Below are 17,200 nucleotides of genomic sequence, written 5' to 3'. Positions count from 1 at the left end.
CACGGCACACCCGGCACGACGCGGGCGGCGGAGGACCGGCGCCGCCTCGCCACCGTTCGCCCCGGCGCACCTGCGCCCCGGATCCGCCGTCAGAACCTGCGCCGGGCCTTCCGGGCCCGGCGGACCACCGCCGCCGCGCCCAGCAGCGCCACCGTCGCGCCCGCCGCGCCCGCCGCGGTCGCGTCCTTGCGGCCCAGCCGCCGGCCGGCCACCGTGTGCCGCCCCGCGACCTCCTCCAGCAGCTCCGTCAGGACCTCTTCGTTGGTCCAGCGCGGACGCCACCCGGCGTCGTGCAGCCTGCTCCCGCTCACCACCCAGGGGTACATCGTGTAGGCGAGGTCCCCGGCGGGCGACGGGGTGAGCCCGATCCGGTGGAGCCGGGCGGCGGCGCCGAGCGCGACCGCGGACGGCAGCTCCATCCGCCGGATCCCGCTCAGCTCCTCCACCTGCTCCTGCTCCAGCCACCCGTCGCACCCGACGGCCAGCTCGCCCTCGACCTTCTCGACGACCGCGTACTCCAGCGCGGCGCACAGGTCCTCGACGTGGCAGAACTGCCAGGCGGGCGTCGACCCCGCCACCACCAGCAGCCGGGGAGACTCGAAGTACCTGGTCAGCGCGGTGTCCGTGCCGCCGCCGACGAGCACCGCGGGCCGTACGACGGTCACGTTCAGTCCGGGGTGAGCCCGCGGCGCGCGGCGCGCGAGCCGCTCGATCTCCAGGAGGTCGCCGACGCCCGTCGCCTCGGCCGTCGCCCGCAGCTCGGCGTCCTCGGACAGGGGCAGTTCGTTGTCGGGGAGCGCTCCGTAGACCATCGCCGACGTGCACAGCACGACCCGGTGGACCCCGGCCGCCGCGGCGGCGGTGAGCACGGTCTGCGTCCCCCGGACGTTGTAGGCGGTCCGGGCCGCCGCGTCCGTCTCCAGGTCGAGGTCGAGCGCCAGATGGACCACGACGTCCGCCCCGCGCAGCTTCTCGGCGATCGCCGGGTCCCGGACGTCCAGGATGTGCCACTGCGCGTCGGCGCACTCGCCGCGCCGCTCGTCGATGGCGACGACCTGCCTGATCTCCTCGCTGGCGGCCAGCCGCTCGGTGAGCAGCGCCCCCACACCGGCCGCGGCGCCGGTGACCGCGACGACGGGGCCGCGCGAGGCTGGGCTGGTTGAGTGGTTTCGCGCTGCGCGAACCTGCGGATCTGGGGAACTCACCGGGCGTCTCCAGCGGTTGTCTTCAGTAATGGACGCGTGTGACGCGCCCCTACCAGGTGGCATCCATCCTGCCGCAGGCGACGAGTCGGCGAAGCACCGAGGCCCGATCGGGTTCAGGTGTCTACGCTGGGTGGTGTTGTGGGCAGCCGCCGTCGGAACGAACCGGCGGCCTTACCAGCCGAGGAATCCCGTGAGTGACACCCCATTCGGATTCGGCCTTCCGCCGGAGGAGCCGGAGCACGGCGACGAGGGCAAGAAGAAGGACCAGCAGGGCGGCGGTGGTCAGGGACCGTTCGGTTTCGGGCTGCCCGGAGCCGGTGGCCCCGGAGCCGACAATCCGCTCGCAGCCATGTTCGGTTCGATGAACCCCAACGACCTGGGCGCCGCGTTCCAGCAGCTGGGTCAGATGCTCTCGTACGAGGGCGGCCCGGTGAACTGGGACATGGCCAAGCAGATCGCCCGGCAGACGGTCGCGCAGGGCACCTCCGACGGCAAGAAGGACGCGAGCGTCGGCCACGCCGAGCGGCTCGCGGTCGAGGAGGCCGTCCGTCTGGCCGATCTGTGGCTGGACGACGCGACGTCCCTGCCGTCCGGTGCCGCCTCCGCGCTGGCCTGGAGCCGGGCGGAGTGGGTCGAGGCGACCCTGCCCGTGTGGAAGGAACTCGTCGACCCGGTCGCCGAGCGGGTCGGCGCGGCCATGGGCGACGTGCTGCCCGAGGAGATGCAGGCCATGGCGGGCCCGCTGATCGGCATGATGCGCTCCATGGGCGGCGCCATGTTCGGTACGCAGATCGGCCAGGCCGTCGGCGTGCTCGCGGGCGAGGTCGTCGGCTCGACCGACATCGGTCTGCCGCTCGGCCCGGTCGGCAAGGCCGCGCTGCTGCCGCTGAACATCGAGTCGTTCGGCAAGGACCTGAGCGTCCCCCAGGAGGAGGTGCGGCTCTACCTCGCCCTGCGCGAGGCCGCCCACCAGCGCCTCTTCGCGCACGTGCCGTGGCTGCGCTCTCACCTGTTCGGCGCTGTCGAGGGGTACGCGCGCGGGATCAAGGTCGACACCGCGAAGCTGGAGGACGTGGTCGGCCAGTTCGACCCGCAGAACCCGGAGGAGTTGCAGCAGGCACTCCAGCAGGGCATGTTCCAGCCGGAGGACACGCCGGAGCAGAAGACGGCGCTGGCCCGTCTGGAGACGGCCCTCGCGCTGGTCGAGGGATGGGTGGACGCGGTCGTCCACTCGGCGGCCAAGCCGCGGCTCTCGTCGGCCGACGCGCTGCGCGAGACGCTGCGCCGCCGCCGCGCCACGGGCGGTCCCGCCGAGCAGACGTTCGCCACGCTGATCGGTCTGGAGCTGCGCCCGCGCCGGCTGCGCGACGCCTCCCGCCTGTGGGCCTCGCTCACCGACGCACGTGGCGTGGACGGCCGGGACGGTCTGTGGGCCCACCCGGACATGCTGCCGACGGCGTCCGACCTGGACGACCCGGACGGCTTCGTGCACCGCGAGCACATGGACTTCTCCGAGCTCGACAAGATGCTCGGCGAGGCCGCGAGCGGCACCGCGGAGAAGCCGGACCTGAAGAAGCACGACGGTCCGGAGGACTCCGGCAAGGGCGACGGCGCCGAGTGAGCCTGCACGACGACGCGGTCCTCGTGCTGAAGGGCTACGAGGGCCAGGAAGAGCTGCGTCAGGTCTACCTGGACCACCTGTCCGGGCATCCGGACGCCATGTGGAAGTCCTGCCACGCCGGGCACCTGACGGCGAGCGCCCTGGTGATCGACCCGTCACGCGGCCGCGTCCTGCTGACGCTGCACCGCAAGCTCCGGATGTGGCTCCAGATGGGCGGGCACTGCGAGCCGGGCGACTCGACCCTGGCCGACGCCGCCCTGCGCGAGGCGTTGGAGGAGTCGGGCGTCGAGGGTCTGACGCTGCTGCCGGGCGGCCCCGTGACGCTGGACCGGCACGCCATCCCGGCGCCGTGCCACTGGCACCTGGACGTCCAGTACGCCGCCCTCGCCCCGGCCGACGCCGCCCCGGCCATCAGCGACGAGTCCCTGGACCTGCGGTGGTTCGCCTACGACGAGGTCGCCGGGGTCGCCGACGACTCGGTCGTACGGCTCCTGGAGGCGGCCCGCGCCCGGCTGTGACCGCCGCCGGGGACGACGACGTGCGAGGGGCGACCGCCATGGACGGTCGCCCCTCGCCTCCGCTCACCGGACCGTCGTGGCCCGGACGGCCGAACGGTCAGCTCCAGACGTTGCCCTGGTTCTGCGCGTGCACGCCCTGCTGGCCCATGCCGTACTGGGCACGCAGCCCCTGGCCGATCACCGCGTTCTGCGGCGGCAGCAGTTCACTCGGCTGTACGAGCGCGTAACCGCTGCCCATGAAGCTGAGCTCCCAGCCCTCACCGGTGTTGCCGCGACGCCGCCACACCCCGGAGGAATGGGTCTGGGCCTGCATCTGCACGCGCAGGCCGGTGGACCAGGCGACGATCGCGTCGGCGTCGCAGTTGACGTACTTGTCCGGGGTGACCTGCATCATCAGCGGCATCCCGGAGGTCACCAGCGCGACCTTGCCGCGCCCCGTGATGTTGAGCTGGTACTTGCCGGAGCCGGAGATGCCGTACTGGCTGTCCACGGCGATGACCTCGTGGTGCAGCCCGGAGTCCATCGCCAGCACGTAGCTGCTGTCGACGGTCAGGCCGTCCTGGTCGACGTCGAGGATGTGCACGTGCTGGCCGAGGTTGGCGAGGTAGACCGTGCCCTGCCCGTGGCAGCGCATCAGGTCGAGGCCCTCACCGGTGTACGCACGCGCGCGGTGCTGACTGCTGTTCTGGTACTCGGCGTCGAACTCGACGAGACCCTGGTACGCGACCATGGTGCCCTTGCGGGCGAGGATGTCGTCGTGACCCTCCAGGACGACGCGCAGCATCTGCGAGTTCTGCAGGCTGTAGCGGTCCTGGGTCTGCTGCTCGTTGTAGCCGAAAAGCGGGCTCTGCATGATGTCCTGCTCCCCCTCAGCCCCGGACTCGGAGGCGGTCGGTGCTGTCCTCGCTGGGCTGGACGACGACGATGCCCTGGCCGGAGAACGCCATCTGGAACGCCTCGCCGCTGCCGCGTCCGATCAGCGACTGCGCCTTGAAGCTGCGCTTGCCCTTCACCTTGAGGTTCGGGGACCAGGCGACGAGCGCGTCCGGGTCGACGTACGTCTCGTCCTCACCGCCGCCGCAGTCGACGACGATCGGCTTGCCGCGGGAGGTCAGCGCGACCCAGCCCTGACCGGAGATCTTGGTGTTCCACAGACCCTGTCCGGCGAACTTGGCGAGCCCCTTGACCCGCTCGACGCCCCAGGTGAGGTGGGCGTCGAAGGCGAGCAGGTTCGTCGCGTTGACGGAGATCGCGTCCCCGTTGAGGTTGATGACGACGACGTTCGCCCCGTAGTCGGCGAGGTAGAGCAGGCCGTCGCCGGAGCACTTCATGAGGGGCGCGCCCTCGCCGGTCATCCAGTCGCGGGCGATCTGGCGTACGGCGGGCGGGTTGGGCTCGTACTGGACGAACCCTTCGTAGGCGACCATCGATCCCACGCGCGCGAGGAGGTCGTTCCCGGTCTGCATGGCGACCTTCAGCATGTGATTGCCGTGGTTCTCCATGCGCGCGGTGACGGGTGCAGGGGCGAAGCCCGCGAGTGGCTGGTTCATGACGGGCTCCCTCAGACCTCGTACGGCTGGACGACGACGAAATTGCCTGGCGCGGCGCGGAACTGGAGGTTCACGCTCTCGCCGGTGTCACCGGCGTAGGCGTTGCGGCGCATCCTCACCTGGCTGGAGACGATCACCTGCGCGGCGGCGGACCAGGCGACGACGGCGTTGCAGTCGGCGAACGTCGTGGGCGTCACCGGCAGGACGACGGGGGCGCCGTGCGTCTTGACGACGATGGTGCCCGTCCCCTGGAACTGCATCGTGAACAGGGCACCCCCGGGGATGCCGTGCCCCTCGATGCGACGGACCTCGTACTGGAGGGACTCGTCGAAGGCGAGGACGTTCTCCGCGGAGACGCAGATCGCGTCCCCCTGGAGCTCGATGGGGTGCACCTGGGTGGCGTTCTCGGCGAAGAACACCTGGCCCTGGCCGGTACAGCGCATGAGCTGCATCTCCTGGCCGGTGGCGTTGCCCACGATCCGGCCGGCGAACCCGGCGCCCTTGTAGCTGAAGTCGACCTTGCCCTGATACAGCACCATGCTGCCCTGGCGGGCCAGCACGGGCTGACCGCCGATGCCGAGGTCGACGCGGATGAGCTTCTTGTTCTGCGGGGTCCACCGCTGCCCGGTGGGCGTCTCCTTGAAGGCGCTCAGCGCGGCGGCCACACCGGCCCCGCCCTGCGGAGCACTCTGGGGCGCGCCGTAGGGGGACGGGGCGCCGGGCTGTCCCGGGTACTGGCCGGGTGCCTGGCCCGGGATCTGACCGTACTGCGGCTGCTGACCGTAACCGGGGGGTGCCGTCGGGGGCTGACCGTATCCGGGCGGCGCGGACGGTGCCTGCTGGCCGTAGCCGGGCGGCATGTGGGCCGTCTGGCCGGGCTGCTGGCCGTAGCCGGGCGGCGGTCCGGGCGGGCCGGGCGGCTGCGCGTACGGCGCGGGGCCCGGCGGCGGGACGGTACCGCCCGGCGGGGTGTGCAGCGGCCCCACGATGGTGGGGGCGGCGTGCACGGGAGGCGCGGGCGTGTGTACGGGCGGGGTGGCACCCGGCGGCGGCGCGAAGCCCTGCGCGGGCGCCGGGGCGGGCGCCGACGGGGCGCCGAACGCGGGCGCGGGGGTGGCCTGGGCGGGCGGGGCGAAGGACGGCGCGGCACCGGGCTGCGGGGCGGCGGGCTCCTCCTCGGCGACCTCGCCGCCGAAGTTCTTCAGCAGCGCGTCGAGGCCGCCGTCGAAGCCCTGTCCCACCGCGGCGAAGCGCCAGACGTCCTTGAGGTAGAAGTCGCCCAGCATCACGGCGCGTTCGGTGGAGAACTCGGCACCGCTGAACGCGTACCGGGCCACCTCCTCGCCGCCCGCGACGACGCGGAGGTATCCGGGGGCGATCTGCGACATCTGTCCGGCGCCGTCGATCGTCGCCGTGAACGACAGCTTCTGGATCTGCGCCGGAATCCGGTCGAGGGTGACCCGGAAGGACTCCGTGTCGCCCGACTGCGCGCCGAGCAGCTGGATGGACTCCTCGGGGGACTTCGGCTGGTTGAAGAAGACGAAGTACCGGTCGTCCGACAGCCGTTCGTCGGCGTCCAGGCCGAAGCAGCTGATGTCGAAGGTGAGCCCGGGGCCGGTGATCTGCACACCTACGTACAGATCCGTGCCCGCGGTCAGGTCACTGATCTTGGCCTTGTGGCCGCGTTGGAATTCCCTGGCCATGCGTAACGACCGTCCCCCATCCCGAATGCGAGTGCGTCGCGTCAGGCTAACCGCAAAGTCCGGAAGTGGACGAAGCCGGTGCAGACCCGGTACACAATCGCACTCCCGGCGGTACGGTCCGCCCGCTCCTACTCGTCGCGCGCGGCCGGGAGGCGGGGCAGCCGGTCCGCGGCGACGACGCCCTCGAGGTAGCCGCGGGCCCGCTCGGTCCGCGGATAGGCCTCCAGGAGCCGCCAGAAGCGGGGGCCGTGGCCGGGTACGAGCAGGTGGGCGAGCTCGTGGAGGAGGACGTAGTCGACGACGTACTCGGGCATGCCCTGCAGCCGGTGCGACAGGCGGATGCTGCCCTCGGCGGGGGTGCACGAGCCCCAGCGGGTGTTCTGGTTGGTGACCCAGCGCACCGACGACGGCCGCGCCCGGCCGTCGAAGTACTGGGCCGACAGCCACTCGGCGCGTTCGGCCAGCTCGGTGTCGCCGAGCACCCGTCTGCTTTCCTGGGCGGCCAGCTTGTCGAGCATGACGGTCACCCAGCGCTTCTCCTCCGCCTCGGACATCCGGGCGGGGATGAGCACGACGGTGCGGTCGCCCTCGCGGTACGCGGAGACGGTTCTGCGCCGTCGGGCGCTCCTGCGGACCTCGATCGCGCTCGCCCCCGAGCCGCTCGGCGGCGGGCTCGTCGTGCTGCGCTGTGATGTCGCGGCGCTGTGCGGTGGGTCGGCGGGCACGCCCCGACGTTACCTGCTGCGCATGGGGGAAGTCCCGCCCCCGGAACGGTTCGATGTCGATCCGCTCCCTGCCCGTCCGATTCGTACGACGAACGGCGCCGCCTGTGGACAACTTTCGGCGGGGTCCGGCGGCCGCGGGCATGCTGGCATCCGGTCCGCGCCGCGGGAGTGCGCCGCGGACGTACGGGACGTACTACGGGTCTACGGGGGTAGGTCATGCATCCGATCGTGAAGCCCGCTCTGCGGCGCGGCTGGCGGGATCTCGACACCGTGCAGTTCGGCATGACACCGGCGCACGCGATGGTGCTGGGCCCGGTGGACACGGCGACGGGCGGTTTCCTCGAACTGCTCGACGGGACACGCGGAATGCCGCTGCTGCGCGAGCAGGGGCGGCGGATGGGGCTGTCCGACGGGCATGTCGACGCCCTGGTGGACCGGCTGGCCGGGTCCGGCCTCCTGGACGACACGACCGGAGGCGGCCCGGCCGCGGACGCCCTGCGCGAGAAGAAGGAGGTCGTGGACCGGCTGCGCCCCGACCTCGCCTCCCTCTCCCTCGTCGCCCGCCGTCCGGGCGGGGCCGCCGGGCGTCTGGCGGCCCGCCGCCGTCTGCGCGTCCAGGTACGGGGCGCCGGCCGGGTGGGAGTCGTCCTGGCCTCGCTGCTCGCGGGCGCAGGCGTGGGCGAGGTCGAGGTGCGCGACCTCGGCCGCGTCGAGCCGTGGGACGTGGCGCCGGGCGGGCTTCCCGTCGAGTCCGTCGGCGAGCGCCGGGAGGACGCCGCCCGGCGGGCGGTGCGCCGGGCGGCCCCGGACCGTCCGCCCCGCGCCCCGGCCGGGGGAAGAGGGACGGAAGGGACGCTCGGGCTGTCCCTCGTGGTCCTCGCTCCCCGGGACGGTCTCGGCGTCCACGCGCCGGACCCCGCGTCGGCCGAGGACCTGATCGTCTCGGGAACGCCCCACCTCTACGCGGGGGTCGTCGAGGCGACCGGGGTCGTGGGTCCTCTGGTCCTGCCGGGCGACACCGGCTGCGCGGGCTGTCTGGACCGGCGGCGCGCCGACCGTGATCCGGCCTGGCCACGCCTGGTCGCGCAGTGGCGCTCCGGGCGGCAGCGCCGGGTGGCCTCGTGCGATCTCGCTCTCGCCGCCGCGGTCGCCGGACTCGCCGCGAGCCACGCGCTCGCCTTCCTGGACGGAGATCCGGCCGCCGTCGCGGGAGTCCGCCGGGAGGCGTCGCTCCCGGGATGCGAGTGGCGCACGACACCGGTCCGGGCGCATCCCGCCTGCCCCTGCGGCACCGCGAGGAAAACAAATGGTGAGCGGACCCCCGAGGACGGCGGAGCGCACGAGACAATGGCAGGGCGACAGCCGCACGCGGCACAGCTTGCTGGGACCTGGAGGGCGCATGTCTGATCTTCCCCGGAAGGCGGTCACCCGGACTGCCAAACTGGCCGCGCTGCCACTCGGCTTCGCCGGGCGGGCGACCTGGGGACTCGGGAAGCGGATCGGCGGTAAGTCGGCGGAGATCGTGGGCCGCGAACTCCAGCAGCGCACGGCCGAGCAGCTCTTCAAGGTCCTCGGGGAGCTGAAGGGCGGTGCGATGAAGTTCGGTCAGGCACTGTCCGTGTTCGAGTCGGCACTGCCGGAGGAGATCGCGGGCCCCTATCGTGCGGCACTGACGAAACTCCAGGAGGCCGCGCCCCCCATGCCCACGCGCACGGTCCACTCCGTGCTGGAGGAGCGGCTCGGCGCGGACTGGGCCGAGCTGTTCGTGGAGTTCGAGGACAAGCCGTCGGCGGCGGCCTCGATCGGCCAGGTGCACCGGGCGGTGTGGCACGACGGCCGCGAAGTCGCCGTCAAGGTGCAGTATCCGGGGGCGGGCGAGGCTCTCCTGTCCGACCTGACCCAGCTCAGCCGCTTCGCACGGCTCCTGGGACCCCTGATCCCCGGAATGGACATCAAGCCGCTCATCACGGAGCTGCGCGACCGGGTCTCCGAGGAGCTCGACTACGGCCTGGAGGCGCAGGCCCAGGCGGCGCACGCCGAGGAGTTCGCGGACGACCCGGACGTACTGGTGCCCGCGGTGGTCCATCAGTGCGAGCAGGTCCTGGTGACGGAGTGGATCGACGGGACGCCTCTGTCGGAGGTGATCACCGAGGGCACGCAGGAACAGCGGGACCGTGCCGGCCAGTTGCTGGCCCGTTTCCTCTTCTCGGGCCCCGCCCGCACCGGTCTGCTGCACGCCGATCCGCACCCGGGCAACTTCCGCCTCCTGCCGGACGAGGAGAACGGCTGGCGTCTGGGGGTCCTGGACTTCGGCACGGTGGACCGGCTTCCCGGGGGCCTGCCCCAGCCGATCGGCGATTCCCTCCGGATGACCCTGGACGGTGACGCCGACTCGGTCTACGAACTGCTCTGCGAGGAAGGCTTCGTCAAGGAGTCGATAGACCTCGAGCCCGACGCGGTCCTGGACTATCTGCTGCCGATCATCGAACCGGCCGAGGTGGACGAGTTCACCTTCACCCGGGGCTGGATGCGCAGCCAGGCCGCCCGCATCGCCGACCCTCGTTCCCCCGCCCACCAGTTGGGCAGGCAGCTGAACCTGCCGCCCGCGTATCTCCTCATACACCGGGTGACCCTGAGCACCATAGGTGTCCTGTGCCAGCTCGGCGCCACGGTCCGTCTGCGCGACGAACTGGAGGAGTGGCTGCCGGGGTTCGTGCCGGAGGATTCGGCGGACGAGGAGCTGGACGAAGAGGTGTCCGCCGTCGAGGCCTGAGGACCCGTCACGGACCGGCCCGAGGGCTCGTCACGGATCGGACCGGCGGGATCGGGCCGGCGGGATCGGGCGGGATCGGGCCGGCGGGTCGGGCGGCTGTAGGACCGGGTCTACCACCAGGCCGAGTCGAGACGGCCCTCGATCGCCCTGAGGTTGTCGCGGGCGCAGTTGTCGCAGAAGTAGTGGCGGATGCCGTTCTCGACGGAACAGGTCCATGTCGGTCTGGGGCCGGGAGCGGAGGTGCCGCAGCGGGCGCACACGATCTTCTCGGCTTCGTCCGCGTCGGGCTCCGGTGCGGTGCCGGTGCTGTCACTGTCTTCGGGAAGACTCGTCACTCTGGCGACGATATCCCCGCGACCGGCGGTTCGCCCGGTGCAACGCACCGCGGGGGCCGGTCCGTTCGGACCGGCCCCCGCGGGATTCAGTGCCTGTGACTGCTGCGACTGCAACGGCTGCTACGACGGTGTACGTCGATTACTGCATGACCGCCATGGCCAGCGCGCGCCGGGCTCGCATCGAAGCGCGCTCGGCCCTGCGCTGCATGCGGCGAGCGGCCGCCAGGCGCACGGCCTGACGTTCCCGCTCGGCCTGGTGCAGTCGCTCGTGCATATGCGCACGAGCCAGGGCTTCTGGGATGAGTTGCATCTCTCGGGTCCTGTTCTGACGCGAGCCGGTCGCGCCGGTGGTGGCGAAGTCTGGGGTCGCGGAGCCTGCGGGCTCGCTCGTGGACGGCTTCATCGGGGCCTGCTTCTTGGGGTCGTGCGTCAGGGGGCGGTCGATCGTTCCTCGGATGTTCATGCCGCGACCGGGTTCTTGCGCGGGCGGCCACGCGGCCGCTTGCGGGCGACGACGACACCCTGGACGAAGAGCTCGCCACCCCAGACGCCCCAGGGCTCACGCCGCTCCTTGGCGCCGGCGAGGCAGGCCTCCATCAGCGGGCAGGTGCGGCAGAGGGACTTGGCGTACTCGACGTCGGCCGGCGACTCGGCGAAGAAGACCTCCGGGTCGTAGGAACGGCAGGGGACGGGTACGCCGAGGTTCTCGATGGCGTCGTCGAGCGCGGTGAGCGCGGTGAGGGGGATCAAGGTGGAGTCCTCCGTGAGGCCGGGCGGGGGGATCGTTTCGGAAGGCGGTACGGACGGGGCGTGCGCTTCGAGTTGCACGGTTCGTCTTCCTCGTCTGGTCGTTCCGGCCGGGGTCGGCCGGTTGGCGGCTGGTACCGGGTTCTTTTCTTGTCCCGAGGCCCCTTCGCTCCGCCGTCCCCGGTCGGGGACAAACAGAAGGGCCGCGGATCCCGGGTGGGGTTCCGCGGCCCTGAAGGCGCCGGCCTGATGGTGGATCAGGCTGGATCACTCCAGGGTTCAGGCCCACGGAAGGCCCACATCGTGTGGTGCTGCTGCGTCTGCTTCAGGGATCCGGCACCGGCTGCCGCAAAGGCATAGGCATGTGCCTCTGCCACTACTGCCGCTTCCAGTGCCTGGGTCGGTCGCTCATTGCGCTCACGGACGGGAAGACCCGCGAGAGACACGGAGGACGCCGGCCGGACGGCAGGAATGCCGGACAGACCGGTGCCCAGGTTCGAGAGGCCGAGCGAGCACATGGAGACGACGACCGAGCGATCGGTCATTTTCACGGTGTTGCTGAAGCTGGTGTCGATGCTGATCACTGGAATCGCCTCCTCTCGGCGTCTAGGGGGACCGGCGCGAGCCGATCCGACGGTTGTTAAGTACAGCACGGAACCAGGGCCTTCGAGAAGGCCGCTGCTGCCGTGGTTAAGAACCTATGGGGATTGCTGGGGCATGCGCAAACTATTTTCTCGACGATTTTGAATCAGTTGCCCTCACCGTCCTCCATAATCTCCTGACCTGCACAGATGGCCAGAACGTCGGCTCCGAAGCGGTTGAGTTTGCGGACACCGACCCCGGGGATCCGGGCGAGCTCGCCCTCGTCGTCCGGCGCGGTCTCCGCGATCGCCATCAGCGTCCTGTCGGTGAAGACGCAGAACGCGGGCTGCCCGCTGCGCTCCGCCTGCACCGCACGCCACTCGCGCAGCCGTTCGTAGAGACCCTCGTCCATGTCGGAGGGGCAGCCGTCGCAGCGCATCAGCTTCATCTCGCCCGCGTCGGCGAGCGTGCGTCCGCACACCCGGCAGCGCGCGGGGCTGCGGCTCGTGCGCCGTTCGGCGGTGACACCGGCTCGTGCGGCGCCGCGCTCGATGCCGCCCGGGCCGGCGCCGGCGCGGCCGCCCGCCGTGGCGACGGAGCCGGGGCGCAGACCGTCGAGGAACCGGCTGGGGCGCCGGCCCGCGCGGCCGCCGGGCGAGCGGGCGAGCGCCCAGGAGACGAAGAGGTGCTCCCTGGCGCGGGTGACACCGACGTAGAGGAGGCGGCGCTCCTCCTCGATCTGCTCGTCGGTCTTTGCGTAGGTGATCGGCATCATGCCCTCGGCGACACCCACCAGGAAGACGACGTCCCACTCGAGGCCCTTGGCGGAGTGCAGGGAGGCGAGGGTGACACCCTGCACGGTCGGGGCGTGCTGGGCGCTCGCGCGTTCGTCGAGCTCGGCCACCAGGTCACCGAGCGTCGCGCCGGGCTTGGCGGTCGCGAAGTCCTGCGCCAGGTGCACCAGGGCCGCGAGCGACTCCCAGCGTTCCCTGACCGCGCCGGAGCCCGCCGGGGGGCTGCCGGTCCAGCCCTCGCCCGAGAGCACCGCCCGGACCTGCGAGGGCAGGTCGACGGCGTCGTCGAGGAGCGAGTCGTTGCCGCCGAAACGGGCCGCGGCGCGCAGGGCCGCGCCCGCCTTGCGCACCTCGGGGCGGTCGAAGAACCGCTCGGCCCCGCGCAGCTGGTAGGGCACACCGGCGTCGGCGAGGGCCTGCTCGTAGGTCTCGGACTGGGAGTTCGTGCGGAACAGGACCGCGATCTCACCGGCGGGGACGCCCGAGGCGATGAGGTCGCGGATGCGGCGGGCGGCGCCCTCGGCCTCGGCGGGCTCGTCCGTGTACTCGGCGTAGACGGGCTCGGCGCCCGGGGGCCGCTGGGAGATCAGCTCGAGACGGTGCTCGGCGGCCCGCCCCCGCGCCTGGGAGAGCAGGCCGTTGGCCAGGTGGACGACCTGGGGCGAGGAGCGGTAGTCGCGGACGAGCTTGACGACGGTGGCTCCGGGATGACGGGTGCGGAAGTCGAGGAGGTGGTCCGGGGTCGCACCGGTGAACGAGTAGATCGTCTGGCTGGCGTCACCCACCACGCAGAGGCTGTCCCGCTCGCCGAGCCACAGTTCCAGAAGGCGCTGCTGGAGCGGACTGACGTCCTGGTACTCGTCGACCACGAAGTGCTGGTACTGGGAGCGGACCTGCTCGGCGATGTCGTGCCGGTCCTGCAGGACGGCGACCGTGAGCAGCAGGACGTCCTCGAAGTCGATGACCGCGCGGTCGCGCTTGAGGTCCTCGTACGCCGCGTAGATCTTGGCGGTCTCGGCCGGGTCCCGGGGGGCTTCGCGGCCGGCCCGGGCTGCTGCGGCGGCGTAGTCGGCGGGAATGGTCTGGGTGACCTTGCACCACTCGATCTCGGCGGTGACGTCCCGCAGCTCTCCCCGGTCGAGACGGATGCGGCAGGCGGCCGCCGCGTCCGCGACGAGCTGGATCTTGCGGTCCACGAGCCGGGGCAGTGAGCCACCGACGGCTTTCGGCCAGAAGTACTGGAGCTGGCGCAGCGCGGCGGAGTGGAAGGTACGGGCCTGGACGCCTCCGGCGCCGAGCTGGCGCAGCCGTCCGCGCATCTCGCCCGCGGCCCGGTTGGTGAAGGTGACCGCGAGCACGCTGGAGGGCTGGAGGATGCCCGCGCGCACCCCGTAGGCGATGCGGTGGGTGATCGCCCTCGTCTTGCCCGTGCCGGCTCCCGCCAGCACGCACACCGGACCGTGCAGGGCGGTGGCCACCGCGCGCTGTTCGGGGTCGAGCCCGTCGAGCACCGCGTCGGCCGTCTCCGGGACCTGCGGGAAGAGGGTGGAGTGCGTTGCTGCTGTCACACAGCCATGCTGCCAGGTCGGCGGAGACGGGTGAGCCGGTTGTCCACAGGGAGGCGGCTGCGGTCGTACGAATGCGGTGAGCGTCACCTTCCGCCGCGCGTGCGGGGGTCGCGTTTCAGCCAGTCGCGCAGTCCCCCTTCCCCGCTGCGGTCCGTCGCCTGCGGTGCGGACCGGATGCGGCGAGCATCACGTCCCGGCGGGAGGCCCCGATACCCCCCGAGGGAATGGCGGCCGGGTGACCTGCGTTCCACTTGCAGCGACCACGCACCCGAAGCCGTGAAGGAGCGCAAGAGACATGCAGGGCACTGTGACGATGTACAGCACCACGTGGTGCGGCTACTGCCGCCGGCTCAAGAGCCAGCTGGACCGTGAGGGCATCGCGTACAACGAGATCAACATCGAGCAGGACCCGCAGTCCGCGGCGTTCGTCGAGAAGGCGAACGGCGGCAACCAGACGGTTCCGACGGTCCGGGTGGTCGCCGCCGGTGGCGCCGAGGTGGTCATGACGAACCCGAGCCTCGCCCAGGTGAAGCAGGCCCTCACCGCCTGATCCCCCGCGCGCACGGCGACGCCCCTCCGGCCGGCCGGAGGGGCGTTCGTCATGTCCGGAGCTTCAGGCGCTGTTTCCCCGGGTCGGCAGGGGCTTGCCGTACCAGAGCTCGATCAGACGGGCGGCGATCGAGATCCCGTAGGGGGGCAGGACCTCACCGGACTCGAAGGCGGCCCCCAGCTCGTCCCGGGAGAACCAGCGGGCTTCGTTTATCTCCTCGCCGTCGACGGTGATCTCCGACGAGGTGGCGCGGGCCCTGAAGCCCAGCATGAGGCTGGAGGGGAACGGCCAGGGCTGGCTGGCGACGTACTCGACCTCGCCGACCGTGACACCGACCTCCTCGAGCACCTCGCGGCGCACGGACTGCTCGATCGACTCTCCGGGCTCGACGAAGCCCGCGAGGGTGGAGAAGCGGCCTTCGGGCCAGTGCACCTGGCGTCCGAGCAGGATGCGGTCGTCGTCGTCCGTGACGGCCATGATCACGGCCGGGTCGGTGCGCGGGTAGTGCTCGGCGCCGCAGGCGGGACAACGGCGAATGTGGCCGGCCGCGGCGATCACCGTGCGCTCGCCGCAGCGCGAGCAGAAGCGGTGGGTGCGCTGCCAGTTCTCCAGGCCGACCGCGTGCACCATCAGGCCCGCGTCGCGCGGTGACAGCAGCAGGCCCGCCTCGCGCAGGCCCGCCGGACGGGCGGACTGGTCGATGCGGCCGGGAAGCGCGTCCTTCTGGAGCGCGAAGTAGCTCACCCCGTTGTCGTCCGTGCCCAGGAAGTAGCGGTGCGCCTCGGTGAGCGGGGCCTCGAAGGAGGGCGTCATCAGCAGCTCGGTGGTGCCGTCGGCCGTCTCGTCGATGAGCACCTGACCGCCGGATACCACGAAGACGCGGGTCGTGGGGTGGCTCCAGGCCGCCGCGAGCCAGGCCTCGTCGAGCCGGTGGTGGGCGGCCCGGTCGATGCCGCTCGGGGCGGTGAGCGAGATGGGACGGTCGGCGCTGTGGTCGGTCCAGGTGGTCACGGATGCTTCCAACTCCCCCGGTGGAACGGTTGTTTCGGCGGGCGGTTCAGCAGGACGGGCGTGCGGTGGGCTCTTGGGACTGCGGTTCGGCTCGTTCAGTGTGTCTCGCGCCAGTTCTCGGCCAGGTCGCCCCACAGATAGGCGGCCGTCTCGACGCCCTTCATGAGGAGGCCGAGTTCGACCTTCTCGTTCGGGGCGTGCCAGCCGTCGGAGGGAACGGAGATGCCCAGGAACAGCACCGGGGCGCCGAGGACCTCCTGGAGGTCGGCCGCCGGTCCCGAGCCGCCTTCACGGGTGTAGCGGACCGGCTGCTCGAAGGCCCGGCCCATGGCGCGGACGACGGACTGCAGGGCCGGGTGATCCAGCGGCGTCAGACACGGGCGGGTGGACGGGCTGAACGTGATCTCGTGCCGGATGCCGTCGGGCACCTGCTCGGCCACCCAGGCGCGCACGGCCTTCCGGATGTGGTCCGGGTCCTGTCCGGCGACGAGCCGGAAGGAGAGCTTCACCAGGGCCGAGGACGGGATGATCGTCTTGCTGCCGGCGCCCTGGTAGCCGCCGCCGATGCCGTTGACCTCGGCGGTCGGGCGGGCCCAGATCCGCTCCAGGGTGGTGTGTCCGGCCTCTCCGTGGGTGGCCGTGGACCTGGCCGTGCGCAGCCACCGCTCCTCGTCGAAGGGCAGTTCGGCGAAGAGTTCGCGCTCGCGGTCGGTGAGTTCGGTGACCCCGTCGTAGAAGCCGGGGACGGCCACGCGCGCGTGCTCGTCGTGCAGCGCCGCGACCAGGCGGGCGATCGCGGTGGCGGGGTTGGGTACGGCGCCGCCGAACGAGCCGGAGTGGATGTCCTGCCCGGGTCCGTGGAGGACGATCTCGCACTCGGCGAGGCCGCGCATGCCCGTGCAGACCGTGGGGGTGTCCTCGGACCACATACCGGTGTCGGAGACGATCACGGCGTCGGCGGCGAGCCGCTCGGCCCGTGCTTCGACGAGCGCGCGGAAGTGCGGGGAGCCGGACTCCTCCTCGCCCTCGATCAGCAGTTTGAGGTGCACGGCCGGGGCGGTGCGTCCGGTGGCGGCGAGGTGGGCCCGGACGCCGAGTGTGTGGAAGAACACCTGGCCCTTGTCGTCCGCGGCCCCGCGCGCGTGGAGGCGGTCGCCCCGGATCACCGGCTCGAAGGGGTCGGTGTCCCAGCCGTCCTCGCGGGCGGCGGGCTGCACGTCGTGGTGCCCGTAGACGAGGACCGTGGGTGCGTCCGGGTCCTCGGAGGGCCACTCGGCGAAGACGGCCGGGGCGCCCTCGGTCGGCCAGACCTCGCAGGTCGGGAAGCCGGTCTCCCGGAGTTTGGCGGCGAGCCAGTCGGCGCTGCGTGCCACGTCCGCGGCGTGCTCGGGCTGGGCCGAGACCGAGGGGATGCGCAGCCACTGCCCGAGGTCGTCGAGGAAGGCGGCGCGATGGGTCTCGATGTACGTGCGGACGGTGCTGACGGCGTTGTCAACGGGCTTGCTCATGTTCCTGAGC

17 protein-coding genes are annotated in these 17,200 nt (G+C 71.9%); 5 read left to right on the top strand and 12 right to left on the bottom strand.

The annotated features are described in order from the left end of the window. Window positions 1-89: 89 nt before the first annotated feature. The gene (locus CW362_RS04695) at window positions 90-1,205 is read right to left on the bottom strand and encodes an SDR family oxidoreductase (RefSeq protein WP_103548052.1); all 1,116 of its coding nucleotides are present in this window, start codon (window positions 1,203-1,205) and stop codon (window positions 90-92) included. 190 nt (window positions 1,206-1,395) lie between these two features. On the opposite strand from CW362_RS04695, the gene CW362_RS04690 reads away from it, so the two are divergent. Both CW362_RS04690 and CW362_RS04685 read left to right on the top strand, forming a co-directional pair. Continuing rightward, window positions 1,396-2,826, top strand: a complete 1,431-nt coding sequence (locus tag CW362_RS04690) for a zinc-dependent metalloprotease (RefSeq protein WP_103548051.1) — start codon at window positions 1,396-1,398, stop codon at window positions 2,824-2,826. Then, window positions 2,823-3,344 (top strand): NUDIX hydrolase, encoded by a 522-nt coding sequence (locus CW362_RS04685; protein ID WP_103548050.1) that lies wholly within the window; start codon window positions 2,823-2,825, stop codon window positions 3,342-3,344. The genes CW362_RS04690 and CW362_RS04685 overlap by 4 nt, the downstream gene beginning before the upstream one ends. Window positions 3,345-3,441: 97 nt before the next feature. On the opposite strand, the gene CW362_RS04680 is transcribed toward CW362_RS04685, so the two are convergent. The 4 genes from CW362_RS04680 to CW362_RS04665 all read right to left on the bottom strand — a co-directional run bounded on the left by CW362_RS04680 (window position 3,442) and on the right by CW362_RS04665 (window position 7,322). After that, window positions 3,442-4,197: an AIM24 family protein gene (locus tag CW362_RS04680; protein WP_103548049.1), complete on the bottom strand. Its 756-nt coding sequence runs from the start codon at window positions 4,195-4,197 to the stop codon at window positions 3,442-3,444. Between the two features lie 16 nt (window positions 4,198-4,213). Then, the gene (locus CW362_RS04675; RefSeq protein WP_103548048.1) at window positions 4,214-4,894 is read right to left on the bottom strand and encodes an AIM24 family protein; all 681 of its coding nucleotides are present in this window, start codon (window positions 4,892-4,894) and stop codon (window positions 4,214-4,216) included. Between the two features lie 11 nt (window positions 4,895-4,905). Next, a complete protein-coding gene (locus tag CW362_RS04670; RefSeq protein ID WP_103548047.1) occupies window positions 4,906-6,597 on the bottom strand; it encodes a TerD family protein in 1,692 nt (563 codons plus the stop codon). A 128-nt stretch (window positions 6,598-6,725) separates the two neighbouring features. Then, a complete protein-coding gene (locus CW362_RS04665) occupies window positions 6,726-7,322 on the bottom strand; it encodes a M48 metallopeptidase family protein (RefSeq protein WP_103548046.1) in 597 nt (198 codons plus the stop codon). Between the two features lie 216 nt (window positions 7,323-7,538). Between CW362_RS04665 and CW362_RS04660 the strand changes: the two genes are divergently transcribed. Together CW362_RS04660 and CW362_RS04655 are read left to right on the top strand one after the other, a co-directional pair. Then, on the top strand, window positions 7,539-8,729 hold the full coding sequence (locus CW362_RS04660; protein ID WP_103548045.1) for a TOMM precursor leader peptide-binding protein: 1,191 nt from the start codon (window positions 7,539-7,541) through the stop codon (window positions 8,727-8,729). After that, on the top strand, window positions 8,722-10,095 hold the full coding sequence (locus tag CW362_RS04655; RefSeq protein WP_103548044.1) for an ABC1 kinase family protein: 1,374 nt from the start codon (window positions 8,722-8,724) through the stop codon (window positions 10,093-10,095). The genes CW362_RS04660 and CW362_RS04655 overlap by 8 nt, the downstream gene beginning before the upstream one ends. A 110-nt stretch (window positions 10,096-10,205) precedes the next feature. Here CW362_RS04655 and CW362_RS04650 read toward each other — a convergent pair whose 3' ends face one another. The 5 genes from CW362_RS04650 to CW362_RS04630 form a co-directional block, all read right to left on the bottom strand. Beyond that, window positions 10,206-10,430: a hypothetical protein gene (locus tag CW362_RS04650; protein WP_103548043.1), complete on the bottom strand. Its 225-nt coding sequence runs from the start codon at window positions 10,428-10,430 to the stop codon at window positions 10,206-10,208. Window positions 10,431-10,569: 139 nt separating this feature from the next. Continuing rightward, a complete protein-coding gene (locus CW362_RS04645; protein ID WP_103548042.1) occupies window positions 10,570-10,893 on the bottom strand; it encodes a hypothetical protein in 324 nt (107 codons plus the stop codon). Next, window positions 10,890-11,258 carry a WhiB family transcriptional regulator gene (locus CW362_RS04640; protein WP_028802016.1) on the bottom strand — a complete coding sequence of 123 codons (369 nt, stop codon included), beginning with the start codon at window positions 11,256-11,258 and terminating at the stop codon, window positions 10,890-10,892. Before CW362_RS04640 ends, CW362_RS04645 begins: the two co-directional genes overlap by 4 nt. A gap of 176 nt (window positions 11,259-11,434) precedes the next feature. After that, window positions 11,435-11,761: a hypothetical protein gene (locus tag CW362_RS04635; protein ID WP_103548041.1), complete on the bottom strand. Its 327-nt coding sequence runs from the start codon at window positions 11,759-11,761 to the stop codon at window positions 11,435-11,437. A gap of 164 nt (window positions 11,762-11,925) precedes the next feature. Next, a complete protein-coding gene (locus CW362_RS04630; RefSeq protein WP_103548040.1) occupies window positions 11,926-14,121 on the bottom strand; it encodes an ATP-dependent DNA helicase UvrD2 in 2,196 nt (731 codons plus the stop codon). A 295-nt stretch (window positions 14,122-14,416) separates the two neighbouring features. Between CW362_RS04630 and CW362_RS04625 the strand changes: the two genes are divergently transcribed. Beyond that, window positions 14,417-14,671 (top strand): mycoredoxin, encoded by a 255-nt coding sequence (locus CW362_RS04625; protein ID WP_103548039.1) that lies wholly within the window; start codon window positions 14,417-14,419, stop codon window positions 14,669-14,671. A gap of 63 nt (window positions 14,672-14,734) precedes the next feature. Here the strand turns inward: CW362_RS04625 and nudC are convergent, their stop codons facing one another. Then, window positions 14,735-15,682 (bottom strand): NAD(+) diphosphatase, encoded by a 948-nt coding sequence (gene nudC, locus CW362_RS04620; RefSeq protein WP_103548038.1) that lies wholly within the window; start codon window positions 15,680-15,682, stop codon window positions 14,735-14,737. 95 nt (window positions 15,683-15,777) lie between these two features. Next, complete coding sequence (locus CW362_RS04615; RefSeq protein WP_103548037.1) at window positions 15,778-17,190, bottom strand: dipeptidase; 1,413 nt, start codon at window positions 17,188-17,190, stop codon at window positions 15,778-15,780. Window positions 17,191-17,200: the final 10 nt, after the last annotated feature.

Origin of the sequence: Streptomyces populi (assembly GCF_002911015.1) — a bacterium.
GTDB lineage: Bacteria > Actinomycetota > Actinomycetes > Streptomycetales > Streptomycetaceae > Streptomyces > Streptomyces populi.
This window is presented reverse-complemented; position numbering and strand designations above follow the sequence as displayed.